The 20,832-nt window shown below is 58.6% G+C and carries 11 protein-coding genes and 3 pseudogenes; 7 read left to right on the forward strand and 7 right to left on the reverse strand.

Going from position 1 to position 20,832, the window contains the following annotated elements; translation table 11 throughout:
- Positions 1-272: 272 nt before the first annotated feature.
- Entirely contained in the window at positions 273-1,982 is a 1,710-nt protein-coding gene (locus QA649_RS29275) for a hypothetical protein (RefSeq protein WP_283020230.1), read from the forward strand.
- 206 nt (positions 1,983-2,188) lie between these two features.
- On the opposite strand, the gene QA649_RS29280 is transcribed toward QA649_RS29275, so the two are convergent.
- Positions 2,189-4,912: an AMP-binding protein gene (locus QA649_RS29280; protein WP_283020231.1), complete on the reverse strand. Its 2,724-nt coding sequence runs from the start codon at positions 4,910-4,912 to the stop codon at positions 2,189-2,191.
- Between the two features lie 337 nt (positions 4,913-5,249).
- The gene (locus QA649_RS29285; RefSeq protein WP_283020232.1) at positions 5,250-8,207 is read right to left on the reverse strand and encodes an acetoacetate--CoA ligase; all 2,958 of its coding nucleotides are present in this window, start codon (positions 8,205-8,207) and stop codon (positions 5,250-5,252) included.
- A gap of 360 nt (positions 8,208-8,567) precedes the next feature.
- Here QA649_RS29285 and QA649_RS29290 point away from each other — a divergent pair.
- From QA649_RS29290 to QA649_RS29305, 4 genes and pseudogenes are all read left to right on the forward strand, one after another.
- A pseudogene (locus QA649_RS29290) lies at positions 8,568-8,945 on the forward strand (integrase core domain-containing protein); the annotation flags it as partial.
- Positions 8,946-8,985: 40 nt separating this feature from the next.
- The gene (locus QA649_RS29295; protein WP_283020233.1) at positions 8,986-9,750 is read left to right on the forward strand and encodes a class I SAM-dependent methyltransferase; all 765 of its coding nucleotides are present in this window, start codon (positions 8,986-8,988) and stop codon (positions 9,748-9,750) included.
- Positions 9,751-9,880: 130 nt separating this feature from the next.
- Positions 9,881-10,383 (forward strand): annotated as a pseudogene (locus QA649_RS29300) (transposase); the annotation flags it as partial.
- Positions 10,384-10,394: 11 nt separating this feature from the next.
- Positions 10,395-10,784, forward strand: a pseudogene (locus tag QA649_RS29305) (transposase); the annotation flags it as partial.
- 608 nt (positions 10,785-11,392) lie between these two features.
- Here QA649_RS29305 and QA649_RS29310 read toward each other — a convergent pair.
- A complete protein-coding gene (locus QA649_RS29310) occupies positions 11,393-12,172 on the reverse strand; it encodes a class I SAM-dependent methyltransferase (RefSeq protein WP_283020234.1) in 780 nt (259 codons plus the stop codon).
- Positions 12,173-12,857: 685 nt separating this feature from the next.
- Here QA649_RS29310 and asnB point away from each other — a divergent pair.
- On the forward strand, positions 12,858-14,822 hold the full coding sequence (asnB, locus tag QA649_RS29315; protein ID WP_283020235.1) for an asparagine synthase (glutamine-hydrolyzing): 1,965 nt from the start codon (positions 12,858-12,860) through the stop codon (positions 14,820-14,822).
- Between the two features lie 241 nt (positions 14,823-15,063).
- Positions 15,064-16,458 carry a hypothetical protein gene (locus QA649_RS29320; RefSeq protein WP_283020236.1) on the forward strand — a complete coding sequence of 465 codons (1,395 nt, stop codon included), beginning with the start codon at positions 15,064-15,066 and terminating at the stop codon, positions 16,456-16,458.
- A gap of 277 nt (positions 16,459-16,735) precedes the next feature.
- On the opposite strand, the gene QA649_RS29325 is transcribed toward QA649_RS29320, so the two are convergent.
- The 4 genes from QA649_RS29325 to QA649_RS29340 all read right to left on the reverse strand — a co-directional run bounded on the left by QA649_RS29325 (position 16,736) and on the right by QA649_RS29340 (position 20,830).
- On the reverse strand, positions 16,736-17,704 hold the full coding sequence (locus QA649_RS29325) for a glycosyltransferase (RefSeq protein WP_283020237.1): 969 nt from the start codon (positions 17,702-17,704) through the stop codon (positions 16,736-16,738).
- 378 nt (positions 17,705-18,082) lie between these two features.
- The gene (locus QA649_RS29330) at positions 18,083-19,222 is read right to left on the reverse strand and encodes a glycosyltransferase (protein ID WP_283020238.1); all 1,140 of its coding nucleotides are present in this window, start codon (positions 19,220-19,222) and stop codon (positions 18,083-18,085) included.
- A 46-nt stretch (positions 19,223-19,268) separates the two neighbouring features.
- Positions 19,269-19,652, reverse strand: coding sequence for a hypothetical protein (locus QA649_RS29335; RefSeq protein WP_283020239.1), 384 nt, complete (start codon positions 19,650-19,652; stop codon positions 19,269-19,271).
- Complete coding sequence (locus tag QA649_RS29340) at positions 19,649-20,830, reverse strand: DegT/DnrJ/EryC1/StrS family aminotransferase (RefSeq protein WP_283020240.1); 1,182 nt, start codon at positions 20,828-20,830, stop codon at positions 19,649-19,651. The genes QA649_RS29335 and QA649_RS29340 overlap by 4 nt, the downstream gene beginning before the upstream one ends.
- Between the last annotated feature and the right edge of the window lie 2 nt (positions 20,831-20,832).

A 20,832-nucleotide genomic window follows, 5' to 3' on the forward strand; every position in this document is an offset into this window, starting at 1 on the left:
GTGGTCACGCGGCCGTACGCGTCCGCCAGGCCTTTGCAGCCCGGCTTGATGCGCTGCGCTGGCCAGAGCCAGGCTCATCCGGGTCGCGCCCTCGGAAGGTCTCGCTGTTGGGAGTAATCCCTCCGGGCTGTTGCGCTCGACGTATTGGAGATAGCTCGGGCTCGACATCCAGTTCAAGCTCTGACACGGCGGCCACTGTTTCCTGACAACCCGTGAGCTTGGACTCGCCAAAAAAGTGGCAACGCGAGTCACTCTTCAGGAGTTTGCTCAAAATGATCGAGAGCCGCGTTGACGAGACGGTCACCGCCGAAAAGGCAGTAGTCGACGTCTACGTGCACCCAGCGATCAGCTCGCTTGACCCGATGATAAAGGATCTCCTGGAGAGTCTTACCCCTATACGGTTCAAGGACTGCCAGAATCTCTTCGAGCGCCGGCCTGGGGATGTCGTGCTCAGCCTTTCCGGGGACGAGAGAGTCGCGGAGGAATTATGGAAACGTCAGGTCCGTCACTTTCACGCGATGCCCCGCCGGGTTGAGCGAGGGGCCAGCGGCAATAGCAGCAAAGTCGTGTTCACTGCGTCCAGGCAGCTCAAGCCCCTCCTGCGGAACCGGGCATTGCGACACGCTGCATTATCCAACGTACCCGTGCTGCGAGATCCTGGTGGCGAAGTCCTTGCATATTTTGATCGCCGCCCAGTGTGGATTGAAACAAGAAAAGACGGATGCGTTGGCCAGAGGGTTTCTATTCCTCTGCCAGATTTACGACCGGGGGAACAGCCATTGGATTATTTGAATGGCAGCAATTTCATGCAGCTCTTACCCCTGTTGCAGTTTTTAGTTAAGGAAACTGAAGAAATTGGTTGGAGACACGCGCCACTGCGTGCGTGCTTTACTCTCGATGATCCGAATTTGCGCTTGCCCTCGTACGGGTTTTTGAATTATCGCGACCTTATCGAGCAAGCGCAAAAGCACCACTTCCATGTTGCGCTGGCGATGATACCAGTCGACGTTTGGAGCACGCATTCAAACACTGTGAGTTTAATAAAGCGCAGCTCACAGTGGGTCTCGCTTCTTATTCATGGCAACGATCATACGCGAGCCGAACTAGGCTGGTCTCGCCCACGCGAGCGCACTTTGGCAATTTTGGGCCAAAGTCTGTCGAGAATCGAATGGCTGGAGAAAACCACCGCGCTGCGGGTGGACCGGGTGATGGTGCCACCTCACAACGCCTTATCCGACAAAATAGCCCCGCTTTTGCTGGCGTCGGGATTCGAAGGTGCCGCAGTTGCAATGACAGATCTACGTGATCGGAACCCCGAAATGGTAAATCGGTCGACTTTCGGGTTACGAATGGCCGAAATGACGAGCGGCGGATTTCCTGTATTGGGGCGAATTGAGCTGTCTGCGGCCTGCGAAGGTGACGTTGTCATCTCCGCGACTCTCGGCGCGCCGATCATATTCGGTGGGCATCACGAATGTGCGGCGGGAGGCCTTGACCTGTTGTCCGATTGTGCCGCGACGGTGAATTCCTTAGGGGACGTGCAGTGGTGCAACCTCGAAACAATACTGCGGTCGAACTACCTTTCTCGGCAGGAGAATAGTAGGCTGTGGATACAACCATACTCTTGCCGCCTTGACTTGCGCGTGCCAGAGGGCGTGTCATCAATGATGATAATTGGGCCAGATCTCCAAAAAGCTGGCGCGTTCCGATTAATTCGAAAGAGCGATGTTGTCCCCGGAAGGCGAACCGTGCTTGTCCACGCGAACACGCCATTTGACGTGGTGCCCGGGGAGGCTGTTGAGTTGATTTCATCGAATTTAGGTACGATTGACCATCGTCACATCAAGATGGCGCGACCGTCTGCGTGGGCGCAGGTCAGGCGATTCCTGTGTGAAGCTCGCGACAGGGGGCGAGCATTCCTTCCTGTGGCGCGTGCGGCGCGCAAGCCACGAGAGATGCCGATCGCTCCAGAGAAGACCTGAAGGTGCGCAAATCTGGTCCGCTGAGCCCGAGGATTTGTCGGGCGACCTCCTAGCCCAGCGCGGCATGGTGACCGAGCACCTCAACCGGCACTAGGGGCGTGTACTCATAAATCCTCGCCGCAGATCGCGGCGCGATGTCTGCTGTACCCCTGCTAGCGGCGCGATAGCAGACCCCGCCATAGGTCCGGGTTGGGCCAATACCGGAATCAGATTTCGTTTCTCATAGGGTCGCCGATGCTCCCCGTGGAAATCGGCGACGTGTACAGTTCAATGGTAGAGGACACGCCGTCAGCCACAGCGTCCATTGTTTGCCGAAGATGAGCAACCAGACGTTCCGGGCCGATGGTCAGGCACCCACCGTGTCCCCCAGGCACCTGGATGACCTCGAGTTGCGAACTGAGAGCTCGCCATGCGCGACCGTCGTGGTCGGCTGCGTAGAACGTCACAGGAACCTCGAGCGGTGCCGGAAGATATTGCGCCATTGCGAGTGAATAAGGCTCCCATAACGCGCGCGGAACCGTATCATAGGGATTGAAGACAGCATCATGCAGTTTCTTGGGATTGGTTAGAGCGGTATACAGCTGGCTAACCCTCTTGCTCGTCGACCCGTTGAAGAACTGCTCGAGCCGGACCATCAGCTGATAGGTCCAGCGGAGACTGTAAGGCGAGACTAGTCGCTTCATCGGTCTGAGGATCGCTTGCGCCGCCGCACGGGCACTAACGGTCGGCGGGTCAACCATGACGACCCTATCAACCCTGTGGCCGGCTGCCATCAGCAGGCGAGCTGCTTCGAATGCCACAATGGCGCCGTTGCAGAAGCCCCCCAGCAGGAAAGGTCCGCTCGCCTGTCTTTCCAAGATGAGCGGCAGGCGGTCGGCAGCCATCTTCTCGATCGACGGCGGAATCGCCTCCCCGTGAAGACCATGGGGATCAATGGAATTGATGGGGTAGTCGGGCCCGAGAAGCTCCACCATCCGCTGCATAGAGGAGTGGCCGCTGACGAGGCTCCCATTGAAGAAGTAGAGTGCAGGCCGATCGCCACTGGCATTGAATTGCAAGAAAGGGGTTGGCTGCGTGCCCGGCTCGATAGCGATTTTCAGAGCCAATTGCCGGATCGTCTCTGCCCCGAACAGGATCGTATCCGGCAGGGCACGGCCGATGCGCCGTTCGACTTCAAGGAGCATTTCCATCGCTAGAAGGGAATCGCCCCCGCTGGCAAAAAAATCGTCGTCGATCGTCAAGGCGTCGGCCTTGAGCAGCTTCCGCCACAGGGACAGCAATTCCGCTTCCAGACCCAATGGTCCCCTGTTCAGATCAGGCTCGGTCACTGCCTCCTGATGGTCGGCCGCCCTATCGATCAACTCGCGCAGCCGTCGCCGCTGAACTTTTCCCGTCGGTCCCTTTGGCAGTTGGTCGAGGATCAGAACGCGATGTGGAATCTTGAACGAGGCAAGCTCACCTTGCAGGAACTGGCGGAGCTCTGCAGTCGTCGTCTGCGTATGGGGATGAGAAACGATCGCGGCTGCAACGTCTTCGCCGAGGCGTGGATGGCGGACTGCGAAGGCAGCGGCCTCGGCTACGGCCCGATGGCGCAGCAACGCCGATTCGACCTCGGCTGGCGCGATCTTCTCACCGCCGCGGTTGATCACTTCGCTCAGGCGCCCGTGCAAAGAAAGAAAGCCGTCTTCGTCGAGGCTACCGATGTCGCCCGTACGAAACCAGCCATGGACGAAAGCGGCTTGATTGAGCTCGGGCGCGTCCAGATAGCCGGAGAATACCGTAGGGCCACGAATCCAGATCTCGCCGCGCTCGCCCGCCGTTAGGAAATGTCCATCCTCACCGGCGATGGCCAGAGTCCCAGGCCGAGGTTGGCCGCAGGTCCCTGGCCTATTCGCGCCGGGCGGCGGCAGATTGGCGGCGATCTGCGCGGCTTCGCTGGAGCCGTAATGCTCCAGCACGGGCACGGCTAAAATGCGCTGCAGGCCGTCCAGTACGTCTGGCGGCAGCGGCGCGCCGCCCGATACGACAAACCGCAAAGTGTGCGCCGCGTGCGCATCTTTTCTCGCTTTGTCCAGCACTGCAGCATGCAGAGCTGGACCTGCCGAATACCAAGTCGGACTGAGCAAATCGAGCCACTCATCCAGCGCCACGATGGCATTATTTCCTGGGACAGCAATGCTGCCTCCGGTCAGGAGCGGTGTGAACACCGTTACTTTGAGCCCATGGGAATAGCACGGGGGCGACACGCTCAAGCAGCGGTCTTGGTGCGTCAGGCCGAACCAGGCCTGAAGACGCGCGGCCGCGGCCAGCATGTTGCTGTGGCTGAACGGAATGAGCTTTGGCTGCGCGGTCGTGCCCGACGTCTGCAGGATGAAGGCTGGCGAGTGAGGAGCAGGTTCAGCGTCGATAGCAGCGGAGTCGGCGGCCCGCACGGTGACATCAAGTCCAAGCTGGCCATATCCGACCGGAACGGCTTCGATGATGGCGATCCCACGCCGCTCGGCCGCTTGCCGCGCTTCTGTGTCACTGCCTTGCGGCACGAGAAGAGCGTTCAGCTGCAGCATGCCGAAACGCTGATCGATCTCTGCCGGAGACAGCCGCGGATCAAGAGGAACCGCAGTGCTGCAGCAAGCCACGGCCAAGATGGCGAGAACCGCCTCCGGACCGCACGGCATGAGCACCCCGATCCGAGCTCTGCAATCGAACCCACCCACACGCAACTGCCCGCGGATGTCGTCCAACCGGCGCTGAAGATCGCCGTAAGTCAGCGGCGCAAACCTGGTGGAGACGATCGCAGTCCGTTGCGGGAACCGGCTGGCAGTCCGACCAATGACTTGACCCAGCGTGCATTGCGCGTCGGGATCTGTGCCGTCGAGGACGAACGTGATTTCCTCGGACGACTTCGCGATCTCTCGCAGCAAATTCGTCACGGCGGGCCCTGCCATCTTCAGGGGGACGGGCAAAGCCGCCGCGAGGCCCATTGCGAAGATTACGGCCGCTTTCCTCCAAACCGCGCAACTGGCAATGAGGAGTACCTCCTCGGGATGTCTCCTTTGGGTGGGACACAAGCGGATACGAGGTGTGACCCGTGGAGTCCGCTAAGGCTGTTATCGGACTGCAGACGGAGGTCGGTCAGATTGTCCCGCGATCCGCCGACACGAGCCCTATTGAGCCCGCAAGGGCTGGTCGATCCGCCCTTTTTTGCGGAAATCAGAGGCATGTCGCAAACGCCAGCGAATCTACGTCCGCGGGCGCAGAGTCATCCGTCTACGGCTCGAATTTGAATTCAATACATTCTGCGCCACCAATCGCTGCAGACTTTTCGCGGGATCTTTCCTGGATTGGGCCCCGGGTTCCCCATGGACCCGTTGTAATATTCTTCAGAACGATTTTGGCTGGATTGCCCATTACGATGGATCCCGCTGGCACATTTTGCAAAACGACGCTGTTTGGTGACACAATGCAATTATTTCCGATTTGAACTCCTGGCATTATCAATGAACCCGCTCCGATTAAGCAGTTGTCGCCAATAAAAACGTCCTTGTACTTTCCGTTTACGAAATCATGACTAAGGATTGCAGATCGAAAAGCAACCGCAGTATTCTTACCAATGTGCACACCAGAGGGATTTACCTTATCAAGTTTTGCGCTAAGCGAGATGCGTGTCCCCTTTTTGATATCCATTTTCCAAACCAAAACAAAATACAACCGCCTCAATTCATAGTTGAGCAAAGCTAACTTAGATCTAACAAGCGAGATCATCGGTATTGGCATATTATCACTCCGAACAATACTAACTGTCGCAATTGTCGCGCGCTCGACTCGCGCCTCCTCGAGGAAGCGGCAGACCGGCTCCTGGTCGTCCGGACCCGAACCAGCCTGCTGCGCCGCCATTGCCCCAGCGCCGGTGGACAGTACCGTGGCCATGGCTTCGACCGACTGCGCCGACAGAAAGGCCGAAAGCGGCATGGGACGCCCAGCATAGCCCTCGATCTCAAGCAGCAGGTTCACCAGTGCCAGCGAGTCCGCGCCGAGGCCGAGAAGATTCTCGGACCAGCCGATGGGCGAGACGCCCAGCATGTGCTCGCAGATCGCCTGCAGCTCCCGCCGCAGCCGGTCACCATCCCGGATCACCCCACCGGCCGGCGCCGGCCCGCGCGATGCCCTGATGGCCGGAGGCGCCCGGAGAACTGGGTGCTCGGCAATCGTTTTGAGGCATTCCGGGTTCTGCAAGGCATCACGGTTCCGCACAGGGCGGCCGTTCACCGCATCCCGCGCCGCCGCCTCGGACCGCTTGCCGCTAAAGGTGACGGGAAGTGCCGCGACCTGTGCGATGCGCGCCGGCGCGAAGGCGGGAGAGCCGCAGCGCGCAAGCTCCGAGCGGATGTGCTTCGCCAGCATGTCGTCGATCACCAGGCCTTCGCGCAGCACGATCAGCAAAATCATGCGCGAGCCGCCCGCCTCCTCCTCGGCCTGCTGCTCGACCGCCATTGCCTCGCGGATCTCCTCGATGTTGTCCAGGATCCGGTAAATCTCCGCGGTGCCGATGCGGATGCCGCGCACGTTAAGAACGCCGTCGGAACGACCATGCAGCCGCCAGCCGCCTTGGGGAGTAACCTCGATAAGATCGCCATGCGTCCAGAAGCCGGGGTTCTGGGCGAAGTAGGCGGCATGGAAACGCGTGCCGTCGGCGTCACCGTGAAAGCCGAGCGGGCGGGAGGGAAAAGGATTGGCGCAGACCAGCTCGCCGATGCCCGCCTCCGGATCGTCGGGCCGCGGCAGCGAGCGGACATCGAGGCCAAGGCTGCGGCATTGTATCTCTCCGCGACGGATGGGCAGGTTCGGATTGCCCAGCACAAAGCAGCCAATAATGTCGGTGCCGCCGGAGATCGACTGCAGTGGCACCGCTCCATTCACTTCATCCCGAACCCAGTCGTACTGACGGGGATATAAGATCGAGCCCGTAGAGAGCACAGCCCGCAGAGCGGAAAGGTCGAACGCCCGCCCCGGAGAAAAGCGCCTCTGCTCGCAAAAGTGTAGATAGCCCGGATTGGTGCCGAACACGGTCACACGTTCCTCGGCGACGATCCGCCAGAAGGTGTCCGGCCCTTCGAGCGGCCCATCGTAGAGAACGAGCTCCACGCCGGAGGCGAGCGCGGAGAGCTGCCAATTCCACATCATCCAGCCGCAGGAGGTCTGGAATAACAGCTTGTCGCCCGGGGCGAGATCGCAGTGCAACCGGTGCTCCTTCACATGCTCCAGCAGAGTGCCACCAGCGCCATGCTGGATGCATTTCGGCGGCCCCGTAGTACCGGAGGAGAACATCGTGAACAGGGGCTGATTGAATGGAAAACGCAGCCAGCCCGGTCCCTCCTCGTCACCAACGGCATCGCAGAAGAGATCGGCGAACCTGTGCAAGGGCACCGTCCTCTCGCCGGCCGGAAGAGAGCCGTTGTCCAGCGCAACGATCGCGGCGAGGCTCGGTAGACCGGCCGCCGCACCGGCGACACGCTCGGCGACGGGGGCCCCCGCGTCCCACGGCTTCGCCCCGAGACATCCGAATAGCACTACGGGATCTAAGGGGGCGAAGCGCGCGAGGATGGCTGGCACGCCCATGTCCGGCGCGCAGCTGGCGAAGGTCGCGCCAACGGCAGCGGTGGCGAGCGCGGCAATGACCACTTCCGCATTGTTGCGTGCGATAGCCGCAACATGGTCGCCACGACGCACACCCAACCGCTGTAACGATGACGCCAGCCCGACTACCGCAACGCGCAGCGCGCCGCGCGTGAACCTCTCCCGGCTACCGCCCCCATGGCAGGCCGTCAGGACGGGTTGGTCTGGACTACCGGCGAGGAGGCACTCGGTGTAGTTAAGACGGAGATCCGGGAAAAAGCGGGCGGTCTCGCAGGCATCGCCGACACAGATCGGCTCGACTGCGCCCTCCCGAGGTAGGTCGCACCACTCCAGGAAGAGGCGCCAAAAGCTGCGGAACTCCTTCACCGAGAAACGGTCCATCGCAGCATGATCGGACAGGTTCTGCCCCGTCCGAGCCTCGCACCATTGCCTGAAGGCGGTCAGCTGCGAATGCGCGACAGCCCCGTCATCGGGACGGTACACCACTTCCTCTCCCGTTCCGGCAGAGGAACGACCGTTGCGCAAAACCTCAGTCAGCGGATCGGCAAAAGCTCCTGGCTGGGTGAGTTGGACAACGTTAGCGTCGGTCATGGCGTAGCACTCCTTCGGTGGAGAAGTGGGAGGCTTCGAACACCCCCAAATACGCTCATGCCGTCACCAATTTTCGCCCATAGCTTGCCGGATCTCTAGCTCACGCTCGCTGCGGGTCGAACGCAACAGCCCCGATGGATTACTCCCTCCGGTTTCGTCGCTTCAGTATGGCCAATCGTCAGGGATAGCTCTCGAGTCAAATGCTCGGATCTCGGATTGGCGAGGTCGGCACTGTCGCCATGGTGAGAACTCAGCGCGGTCGCAATCTGCCAGCGCCACCTGAGTTCCGATGTCGACGACGCCGAAAGGTCCGGTGCCGAGCTGCGCGTTGCGGCGGTTGGCGGCGGCAGGGCCAAGACCATCGTCAGCGACAACGGCACGGAGCTGACCAGCAACGCCATTCTGAGCTGGGCCGACCAAAGCAAGGTCGGCTGGCACTACATCGCACCAGGCAAGCCAATGCAGAACGCCTTCGTCGAAAGCTTCAACGGCCGTTTGCGCGACGAGTTTCTGAACGAGACCTGTTCACGTCTCTGATGCAGGCCCGTCTGGCGCTCGAGGACTGGCGGCGCGACTACAACCATGTGCGACCTCATTCGCGGATCGGTTGGCTGGCGCCCGCGGTCTACGCCGCAAACTTCTCACCGCAATCGCGGCCAAGGCGCTGCGCTCCGCAATGGCTCCGCGCCTTGGCCCCTTGCTCCAACTGTGCAAAACTCCCTCAGCGAACCTGGATAAGAGCCGGGGGCAACGTCACTGATTTTAGAGGAGCTTAGTGATGCGGTTTGAAGAAATCCGGGAGTTGCTTGGTAACATACCATTTATTAGCCCCGAACGGGGACATGTCCTCTACCAACACATTCGACAACATAAGCCTCAACATGTTCTCGAACTAGGGATCGGCCACGGCGTCAGTAGCTGTTATATGGCGGCAGCTCTTCATGAAAATGGTGCAGGACACCTGACTTGTGTTGATTTGATTGACGCAGCATTTTTTCCATCTGCTGAAGAATTGGTGAGCCGGGCAAATTTGACGTCTTTTGTGTCCATCGTTCGCGAAAAGTCATCTTATACTTGGTATCTAAAAAACCTGATTGAGAAGCGTACTCCTGCTGGCGGAATCTGCGAGCCGCAGTTTGATTTCTGCTTTATCGACGGACCTAAAAACTGGACCATAGATGGAGCCGCGTTTTTCATGGTCGATAAACTTATGAAAGCAGGCGGTTGGATCATTTTTGATGATTATGATTGGACCTACAACTCCGTTTATGAACCTAAAACAGGGGGAACTAGCTGCGATGGCATCAATATACCGGAGTTGGCTGAGGACGAGAGGACCCAACCGCATATTGAGGCGATATTTCGTCTCCTGGTTACCCAGCATCCAAATTACGGAGCTTTCCGGATAGATGGAAACACCTGGGCGTGGGCACAGAAAGTCCAGTCTAACGACCGTAAAATCAGTCTGACCTACACTCCAGATTTCCGTTACAGTTTCTTTTCAAGATTACGCTCCCTATACAAGAGATTTCGTTTGAGCTGACCTGACGGCCGCATCGAACTCGACAACAATACGATCGTCCTCAGCGCGAGACCGGCTGCTGGGTCTGACGTTGCCTCCTTGGTTTTATCCAGGTTGAACTGGAGTCTGGCCCCTGAAGGAGGACCAGACGATGAAGCGGAAGCGGTTTACGGAAGAGCAGATCATCGGGATTTTGCGGGAGCACGAGCTGGGTACGAAGACAGCCGATCTGTGCCGCAAGCATTGAAGAAGCTGTTGGCGAACTCGATGCTGGATAACGCCGCGCTGAAGGATCTGCTGTCAAAAAAATGGTGACGCCCGCTGTGAAGCGAGAGGCCGTCGCCGATCTGCGGCAAGCGCACGAGATGAGCGAGCGGCGGGCGTGCCGGGTGATCGGCTGCGGACGCTCGCCAAGGAACGGCGGCGCTTCGGCTATCGCCGGCTCCACGTCCTGTTGGCGCCGCGAAGGGTTCGTCGTAAACCATCTATCGGGAAGAACGGCTGATGGTGCGCAAGCGGGGCGGCCGCAAGAGAGCTCTGGGAACGCGGGTGCCAATCCCTGTCCCGCTGCGACCCAATGACCGCTGGTCGCTCGACTTCGCTTCCGATCAGTTAGCCTGTGGCCGGCGTCTTCGCATCCTGGCGGTTTTCGACGGCCGGATCTTGCCGCGCTTGACGTCGCCTCGGGGTTCGTCATCGGCAAATGCTACAAGCGGCACAGGGCAGTCGAATTCTAGAAGTTTTTAAAAGAGATCGATGATGCCCAAGTCCCTGACGGCCTCGATGTCCATATCGTCATGGACAACTACGCCACCCACAAGACACCCAGGATCAAAGCGTGGCTTGCTCGCCGGTTGCACTATCATGTCCACTTCACACCAACTTCCGCGTCATGGATAAATCAGGTCGAGAGTTGGTTCGCTGAACTCACTAGAAAGCAGATCCAGCGAGGTGTTCACACCTCCGTCAGGCAGCTCGAGGCCGACATCCGTACCTTCATCGACCTGCACAACAGAAACCCGAAGCCCTTCAAATGGACCAAGTCAGCCGATCAGTTCATGATCGGTCGAGATGTCGCGCCGCGGGTATCATGTTTCCGTATCATATTAGCCTACGCTTCGGTTCGAGCTCTGCAACAGGCGTTGTCGTCGCCGCTATCACAGCAGACTCGCCGCCAATCGCCCAAAACTTTTAGCGCCTTGATTCAATTCGCCGCAGGCTCTCAAACCAAGGACCAGCATGCAGACCGCCGAGTTGACGGCGGTCGTCAAGATGCTCGAGCAGCACGCTGCACGGCACGCGCTCGAAACGCTTGCGTAGCGATACTGAGCGATGAACAGATTGCCTTCGTGCTCAACGAGATCGCGACCGGTGCAGCAGCAGCCGAGGCGGAACTGGCGGAAGCGGCCGGCACGGAGAAGACGAAGCGAGCGCCGCAGCCGCGCAAGGAGTTCGGCGCGCTTCTGGAGGTCGAGACCATCATCGAGCCGGAGGTTGCCTGGTTGCGAAGGGTTGGAGAAGGTCCTGGTCGGCGAGGACGGGTTGAAGCGCCTGGTCGTGGCGCCGGTGAAATTCCGCCTGATTGTGACGTGCCGCCCGAAAGGCGGAAATAGCCCAAGAGACCGACACTTGATAGACATGACGCGTCGCTAGAGGCCGCAGATCAGGCGGGAGTGGCGGCGCCGACCTGCAGGTCAGCCCTCGCGGGGAGATCCGGTTTGCGGATCATCAAGATGATGTCGTCGTAATCGGAGCTCAGGCGGCCGAGAGACAGGACGTGAAGCGTCTTCTTGTAGGCTTCCACCAAGTTCTGTCTAAGGCTCTTGTTAGTCAGGGTGCCTGAATACCCATATTCGGCGGCCAGGACCAGTCCGTTCTGTCCGCAGAAGGCCCGAATGCCTTCGCGCGACACCACCTTATCGTAGGTGACGCGGTAGGGGGCGTAGCCTGGCTTGCCGGCGTTCTTCGATCCGCGGATCAGACGATAGAAGAGCACGTGAAACCAGTGCGGCGTCATCCTGGAGGTGAAGCCGAATGCAGAATAGGGATCGGGGATCACGATGATGATCAGCCCGCCCGGTTTCACCCATCTGTTGAATTTCTCCAGGACCTGCTGCGCCCCCGACACGTGCTCCAGGACAAAGCAGTTGAAGATCACGTCGAAGGTCCGCTCACCGAAATCAGCTGTGCGCAGATCCCCGAGGATCGCTTCGTGGAGGTCCTTCGTTTCGTCGCGCCGGATGCGAAGGGCTTCGGGGTCGAGGTCGATGCCGGTCAGCACATAGCCGCCATCGCCGATGTCGAGATCCCACTTCTGGCCGCAACCAGCTTCGAGGATCTCAAGAACCTTGCCGGGATCCTTGATCGAGCGAATCTCCCGGGACATCACCTGCACCGCGTGATCCCAACCGGTCGTCAGCGGAATTCGGCTTCGTGCTTTCATCGACTTAGCTCCATGCTTGCGGAAGATCTCGTGTGACCGAGAATTCGGCAAGATCATCGGGACAACGATAGTGACAGGAGCGCCTCAGGGTCGGTTTGTTGCATCTGTTTTCTATCTAAGCATTCCCTCGTCTCGAACGCTGGCTGGACCAGAACCGACACGAATCCCTCTCTCTGCCGCCAACAGGCCGGCTTGCGTCACTAGCGCTCGACTTTCTTATTACAACCAGCCCAGTGGAGAGCGCACTATTGAGGACTACCCCCTAACCATGAGCAGCGCGAAATCACCGCGTCGCAACCGCTAAATTCTTGGCGCTGATCGATAAGCCCGGGAAACGGGTCGTGTCCTCAGTGATGGTCTAGCTCGGTATAGCAAAGCCGCTCGAGGGCGGGCCAGTCCCGCCCAACACACATGATACTTAATTGCATGTGCAGCTGGCTTCACCTTCGGGTAGGAACTGGGGTCGCGGCAGACCGCGTCCTCGAGTCGAAAGAGCGGACGGGCGCGAGCCGGACTGTTGAGAAAACGGAGCTTTCGGTGGAGCTGCTGCTTGCTGCCAAGGTTCTAGTTGCCGCACTGCGGCGTCTCTTGCCAGAAGCGCTTGGCCTGGTGGGGGATCGTTTTGGCATCGGCTGCAGTCTCGACTAGTCACCGAGTCACCAGGTCGCGCTGAAAGGACTCCATCGTGTGTGGCATTTGCGGGCAGTTTAACTTCGGCAGCGGTGCGCCCGTCAGCGCTTCCACCATCGAAGCGATGATGGGCACCATCATCCACCGCGGCCCCGACGATGCCGGCCAGCATTTGGACGGGAATCTCGGCCTGGGTTTCCGCCGCCTGGCGATCATCGATCTGTCACCCGCCGGCCACCAACCGATGTTCGACCAAGCCCAGACGGTGTGGGTGGTCTTCAACGGGGAGATCTACAACTATCAGCAGCTCCGGCGGGAGTTGCAGGGGCACGGCCACGTGTTTCGTTCCAACTGCGACACCGAGGTGATCGTGCACGGCTACAAGCAGTGGGGTGACGCCGTGCTGAACCGCTTCAACGGCATGTTCGGCCTCGCCATCTGGGACGTGAAAAAGCGCCGGCTGCTGTTGGCGCGCGATCCGATGGGCATCAAGCCGGTCTACTACGCAATCCACAACGGATCGCTGGCCTTTGGTTCGGAGATCCGGCCGGTCCGCATTGCTCTCGGCGAGCCGCCGGGCATTGATCCCGAGGCCGTCGCTCTTTTTCTGCGCTATCGCTACACGCCCGCCCCGCGCACGATATTCAAGGGCATCCACAAGCTCGCCGCGGGTGAAAAACTCGTTGCCGAAAACGGGCAGGTGCACGTCTCGCGCTACTACCAGTTCGCTCCGGTGCCATTCGCCCCGCAGCCCCGCCCGGAGGAGGCGGCGGAGAAATTGATCGAGCTCTACAAGGCGGCCATGAAGCGGCATCTCATCAGCGACGTTCCGCTCGGACTGCTGCTCAGCGGCGGCCTGGATTCGGGCCTGTTGCTCGCGCTGATGAGCTTCTATGGCCGCGACTGGCACACATTCAGCGTCGGGTATGGATCCTCGTTCGCCGATGATGAGCTCGAGGATGCCGCTAAAACGGCCCGGACCTACGGGGCCAAGCACAATACGGTTCGCCTCACCCGGGAAACGTTTGAAGACGTCCTGCCCCGCGTCGTGAACGTCCTCGAAGAACCGGTCGCCTCGTCGTCGATCGTGCCGATGTACTTCGTCTGCCAGCGGGCCCGTGAAAACGTGAAGGTGGCGCTCATCGGCCAGGGGCCGGATGAGCTGTTCGGCGGATACACCCGACACCTTGGCGTGCACTATGGCGCCACCTGGCGCGCGCTGCCCGGCTGGTTGCAGACACCCAGTGCCGCACTCGCGCGCGCCCTCCCGCGGAACGATACGGTCAAGCGTGGGCTTTACTCGCTGCACGAGCCCGACCGGCTTCGTCGTTTTCAGCAGGTATTCTCCCTCGTATCGGACAACGCGATGCAGGGGCTTTTTCGCCCCGAGCTGATCGCCGATGGCGAAGCCACCGTGGCCGCCCGCTGCTGGGAGGAATACCGGCCGGCCTTCGAGAACCTGGACGACCTGAACGCCTTTCAGTTACTCGAGCTGCGCTCGTCGCTACCGGACGAACTGCTCATGTATGGCGACAAGCTGTCCATGGCGCACGCCCTCGAGGTTCGCGTACCCTACCTCGATCGCGAAGTGGCCGAGCACGTCCAGCAATTGGGCGCGTCCTTCAAGGTGCGTCATGGCGTTCGCAAGTGGCTTCATCGCGAAGTGAGCAAGCGGCTGTTGTCGTCGGAAATCGTCCATCGCAAGAAGCGCGGATTTGCAGTGAATGTGGTCGATGGGTGGCTCCGCCAATCCCTCGACGGACGGATCCGGCAATACCTGGCCGATCCGCAGTCACAGGTCTACCGGTTCTTGGAGCCGGCTGCGGTGCAATCCATGCTGCGTGACCACGCGGCGGGCCGGGCCGACCACCACAAGATATTATTCAGTGTCGTCCTGCTGGAGCAATGGATCCGCATCGCCCGCGAACGCGACGTAAACATCCTCTGCATCAACAGGCGCAACGCCTTAAACGAGTCTCCAAGCGGGGTGGCAGCGAGTAGCTCCCCAGCGAGCACCTAGTAGACCCATGCGCACGTCCAATTATCGGAACTTAATCACTCGCTTTCACTTGTTCGCGTCGGCCAACGTCGCCGCTGTCACGGGCTATTCGGACGTGGACTTTGTGGTCAGTAGGGGAGCGTGGCCTCCAGCGAACACGAAATGTACCCGCGGCGCGGGACCGTTTGGACCGGTTGTTGGTTGGAAATCCCCTTCTATCACTCTGCTGCACTTGCTGTGGGCATGTGGTCAACGTGTCTTCTTGTTCCTAGCCATTTTGTTTTTGCCCTCAATGATTGCTTCGACCGCAGCGTTCGGTGTCACGTATTCTGTAAATCCCGGAGACAACATTTCGGCAAAACTAAGCGTACTAAAGCCCGGAGACACGCTCATTTTCAACGACGGCACCTATTACCAATTGTACATTAACCCAGCGAACGGCACGGCGCTGAAAGGAACCGCGACCGCTCCTATTGCTCTCAAAGCTGCCAACGACGGCAAAGCTGTTTTCGACTCTGGAGGCACTGCAGAGCCGATCTTTATTACCGGAAGTTCCTATTTGACTCTTCAAGGCTTTGTCGCGCGCAATTCCTCAGCCAGCGTGGTCCATGTTTATGGAGGAGGCCGCGGCGGGCAAAACAACGACCATATTACTCTGCGACGGATCACTGCTTACAATGCGGGCGCTGATAACCACCACGTCTTCAACATTGAGTACCCGCAAACCAACATTCTGGTCGAGGATTGCGCTGCTTGGGGAAGAGGCAGGTACAAGTTTGTCGCTTATCATTCCAGTTACGTCACGTTCAGACGAGATTGGGCTTTTTGGGAGGGAATCACTACCTTTGGCCCCGCCCCGCGCGCGCCCTTTGCCGTGTATGGCGCAAGCAATGTGAGCCTGGAGAATGTCATCGGCACCAACGCGATCCCCACTCAGGTTGACGACAATTACTACACATCGCTTTGGCACACCACCGATGATGCCATCAATTATCCGGCCAACAACATGACCATTCTTGGGTCCATCTTTTACAATAACTGTGAAGGTCATTGGGAGAACGAGTCGGCTAGTGCTGGCACGTACATGAAGGACAATTACTTCTCCATTCCCGTCAACCCAGCATGCCCACAGTTTACGACGCGCCCCTACGGCGATGGCTTGACGTGGAATTACAATACCAACACAGGGATCATCACCAACGCAGTATTTGTAAACAACAAAGTTGGGCTCAACCAATTTGGCGCGGTCGGCTCGCCCTTACTCAGCAACTCCGTCATGCTCAGCAACACAACCGCGGTCGTTTCAAGCGCCACCCATAGCTACGTCGATTTTTGGGGCAACGGTGATAATGGCATCGCCTTAAAGTCCGGTGATCAAACCATCAACCCGGGCTACGACAGCAACACCTTCGGAACCGGCGCCTACTTTTTCGTGCCCGCGCGCTCACCCCTCAAGGGCGCAGGATCTGGAGGCTCGGACATCGGTGCCAATATCATTCATCAATACGTCAATGGCACATTGACCCAAACGCCACTTTGGCCGTGGCCGATGGAGGGAAGGATCCTCGCTGAAAAGGGCATCAGCGTGACTTACGCGAGCAATGGCGGTTTCTGGAATACCCTTAATGGCGTATACTCAACACGCGCGGATAAGTAGAAGCCCTCGTCCCGCTAAGCTTTGACTTCTTCTCCCATGAGATTCCAAGAAGCTTCGAAGTTCCCACGGCGAGCCCCTGTGCGGCTGTTGTCGCCACTTTTCGCGTGGCGCCGCAAGGCGAAGGCCTCTGGGGTGGTCGTGCTGTTGGCAGCAGCCCGAGCAAGCCAGTCAAATTTGCGCGCTTTGAAGCGATGCGGAGCGACATGGTAGAAATTGTTTATCAGCGACAACGATCCTCATCCACGCGCCCCGCGCCAACCTCTCCCCTCCGGCAGCTTCAGGAGAGAACGTGCTCGTACAAAGATTGTATTCGCCTGCCGATCTTCGCGAGCGAAATTTCATCGACCGCGGCATAAGCGCCGGAAAGACGCTTTCCACGGACCAGTACCTTCGCGACAGCTTCCGCGATAAATGCCGGTTCGTCAGGCACGATGTAACATCCTTCGAACTCTCCAATTCGCTCGGCCACGTCGCCAACATCGACGGAAACAATCGGCAGATTGCAGGCAAGAGCTTCTTTGACAATGTTCGGAGAACCCTCATGGGCGGATGTAAGCAGCAAACAATCGACGGCGTTCAGGAATCGCGCGACTTCCTGTTGAGGTCTCTTATCAAGAGTGACCAATTTGGCAGATGGATTTGACTTTCGAACCAACTCAAAAGCGGCTTCGGCGAGCGGATATCTCTTATAACCCCCTGCTGAGGGCCTGCCTGCAAATAGAACGTGCCGCTCGTCTTCCTTCAGACCCACTTCGCGCTTAGCGACCGTCCTGGGATAGAAGATATCAAGATCCACTCCATTGGAGATAATCGACGTTGTTTTGGCGCGGAGATACTTTGCAAGACCGGCACTCTTCGCAATATTGTGAGCCGTCGCGTACGACAATAAACGGGAGAATAGTCCGTGCAACACTCGATTGGAGGATCGATACTCTCCCCACTCGCTGCAATCTCCATATACGTCGTTGCCCATAAAAGACACAACGAGTGGCAGGGCAGTAGCTAATCTGGCAGTCCAGCCTGAGTACATATAGTGCGCGTGAACGATATCGTACTCCCGCGAGCGCACAGCCTTCCGCACTTCAGCAATGCCCTTGATATATTTGCCAATGCCAGTGCCCTTGAGCAGGCAAACATCGACATCAATCCCAAGCTTCGCCAGCGACTCCACCTGAGTGCGGATGAAAACTCCCTCAGACGGATTCTGTTTAGTAGGGTATGCGCCCGTCACATGCAGAACCATCATCGCGGCTTGCTCCTTGTAGTCTCCAAATGGCGACCGCCTGATAATTCGCTATCAACCACGCCTCGAAGGAAAGAAGGCGAATTTCATCCGCATTATATATCTCGCCATTGTAACTCACGACCCACGCCAATCTGCCGACATCATGGGCTGCACTCCGGCCTTACCTACGTCAATTATGGCAAGTCGGCGGCGTGAAATCCCGACGCCAATCGCTGCATCAATCCACCCCCTCACCGTCTGGTCCGCGGATGCGCAATCGCATTCGCAATGTCACGCGCCGAACACTCCTGCAATCCCGCACATAGCGACCAATAACCTTTCAGCAGCCTCCGAATATGACCGTTCGATCAACTTGAGGCCCCATCTCGCAATCAAACTTCAAAGCGCTCTATTCCCACTTGCCAATCGCCGAAAGAGTTCTACGTGCTTCTGCACCATTTGCTCAATCCCGAACTTCTGCTCCACGAGCGCCCGTCCTGCCCGACCGAACGCGCTTCCAACGTCAGGACGGTCGACAATTTCCCTTATCCGCAACGCCAGTGCATTTTCATCTCCGAATGGAATTAGGAATCCATTCTCCCCGTCCTTGACGATTTCGCGATTGCCAGCTGCGTCTGTGGCTATGACCGGCTTTTCCAGCGCCATGTACTCCAGAATTGCATTAGCTATTCCCTCTCCGTGGTATCTTGTGTCCGTTACCAAGACTCCGACGGAAAACGTTTTGACGATTTCTTCGACCCGTTTGCTGACTCCTAGAATGCGTATATTCGCCTGACTGTCGCTCTTCAGACGCTCCCTGAAGCTTTCCAGATCCGGTCCCTCACCGACAGCAACGAATGTAATGTCCTTCCGCTCGCTGCACAGCAATTTTGCCGCTTTAAAGAACGTACTGTAATCCTTCTGTCGATGGAATCTCGCGATCATACCGACCACATGGCTGGTTCTTATCTCCAACGAACGCTTGACTGCGTTGACGTCAGGAAGATCGCTTATTCTGTTAAAATTGAAACCGTTGTGTATGCAAAGACCTTTTTGTCCATCAACTCTAAAGGCTCTAAGTCCCGCCAATGAGTTCGCCAAGATTACCGTTGAAAATGGAGCTGTCAGAAGTAAACGTCGGTACGCTTGATCTTTCAAATTCAAAACGAGCGGTGCGTATCGTATCATCCCATTGATCAAAGCCGATCCGAATAACAACGCAATTGGTGACGCATACACCGAGCACATCGACTCCCAGGAGTATATTATATTCGGCCGGTAGCGTTTCGCCACGCCATACAGCTTTTCGAAAATACGGAAATCCCATTTTCGGCTTCTTCTGAAGATGTGTATCTTTATTCCCAGTGTCCCAACCTCATCGTAGTGGATGGTATCTGAAAGAACGACCAGCTCGTTAACGAACCCATCTATTTTGTTGAACCCGCGCAACAATTCAATCAGTTGTCGCTCCTTCCCCCCGGAGCCCAACGTGTCGGTTATATGCAGGACCCTGATCGCAGGCCTTGACGAATTCAGCATTCCATCACCCGACCGTTATCACCGCAGTCCCAGCGCTCAACCAAAATTAGGATCTTGATACATGTTGGTGACGCCGAGGATCCACACGATTGTGTTCGCTCCACACTTGGTAGGAACCATCGAGCGAGACGTCATAGAAAATCACCGCGTGCGGCCCGATAGAACAGTCGGCGCCGATATCGACCCACGCCTCGAAACGCGGCGCGAGCGACAACGCGCCGGCTCCCTTGGCCGCCTTGCCGATATAGGCTCCCGGAAAGATTTCGACGTTGTCCCCGACTCTTGCGCCGCTCTCGATCACGACATGCGGGTGAATGACCACGCGGTTGGCAATCGTAACATCAGGCCGCACGACGGCGAACTCGGCGATCGCCACGTCCGCACCGATCGCCTCGGTCTCGACCTCCGCCCATGCGCTAATTCGAATCATCGCCACGCGCTCCCGCCATCCGCGCGAAGCGCGGCGGGCGAAAACATTGACTTCGGCTGCAATTTCTCGTGACTGTCCCGCTCAGCCGCAGCGCGTGCAATCGCGGCGATGCGGAGCACCTGGTCGCGTGTGAGCTCCGGGAACATGGGCAGGGACAATGATCGCGCGGCCAACGTTTCGCAGCACGGCAAGTCGCCCTGCCTGTAACCGAGATGGACGAGAGCAGGCTGCAGGTGGAGGGGCAACGGATAGTGGATCCCGGTCGCCACGCCGGCCTCTTCGAGCTCATTCCGCATTGCGTCACGGTCGTTCGTGTCGATCACATACAAGTGGTAGACGTGCGTCGACCCCTTTCGAACGAACGGCGTCTTGATCCCCGACTCCGCCAACTCCGCGGCGTACCACTCCGCGGCGCGCCGCCGATTGGTGTTCCATTCATCCAGGCGCCGGAGCTTGATCTGCAGGACCGCCGCCTGGAGAGCGTCGAGCCGGCTGTTGAACCCGACCTCGGCGTGGCTGTAATGGGTGGTTCGACCGTGGTCGCGCAGTCGTTCGATCCGCTCGGCGATCGCGGCACTGTTGGTGGTGACCGCTCCGCCGTCGCCATAAGCCCCAAGGTTCTTCGCCGGATAAAACGAGAAACATGCGATATCGCCGAGCGCGCCGGTTCGGACCCCCTGATATTCCGCCCCGTGCGCCTGGGCCGCGTCTTCTAGTACATAGAGTCCGCGCCGCCGTGCGATGTCATTGATTGGACCCATGTCAGCCGGCTGCCCGAAGAGGTGGACTGCGATGATCGCTCTTGTACGATCCGTCAAGGCGCGCTCGATCATTTTGGGATCGATCGTGTAAGTGTCCGGATCGATATCGACCAACACGGGCCGCGCTCCCGTCGCCAAGATCGCGGCAGCGGTGGCAATGAAGGTGTGGGCGGTTGTAATCACGTCGTCACCGTGACCAATACCCAAGGCCCGCAGCGCCAGATGAATCGCGTCCGTTCCGTTCGCCACACCGCGCGCATGGCGCACCTGGCAATACGCGGCGAAATCTCTTTCGAACGAGGCAAGCGCCTCGCCGCCTATGTACTGCGCGGAGTCGAGAACGCCCCGAATTGCTTCGGCCACCTCATCTTTCAGCGTCTCATATTGCGCTTTGAGATCGACAAACGGAATGTGCATTT

Source organism: Bradyrhizobium sp. CB1717 (genome assembly GCF_029714325.1).
In the GTDB taxonomy this organism is placed as follows: Bacteria; Pseudomonadota; Alphaproteobacteria; order Rhizobiales; family Xanthobacteraceae; genus Bradyrhizobium.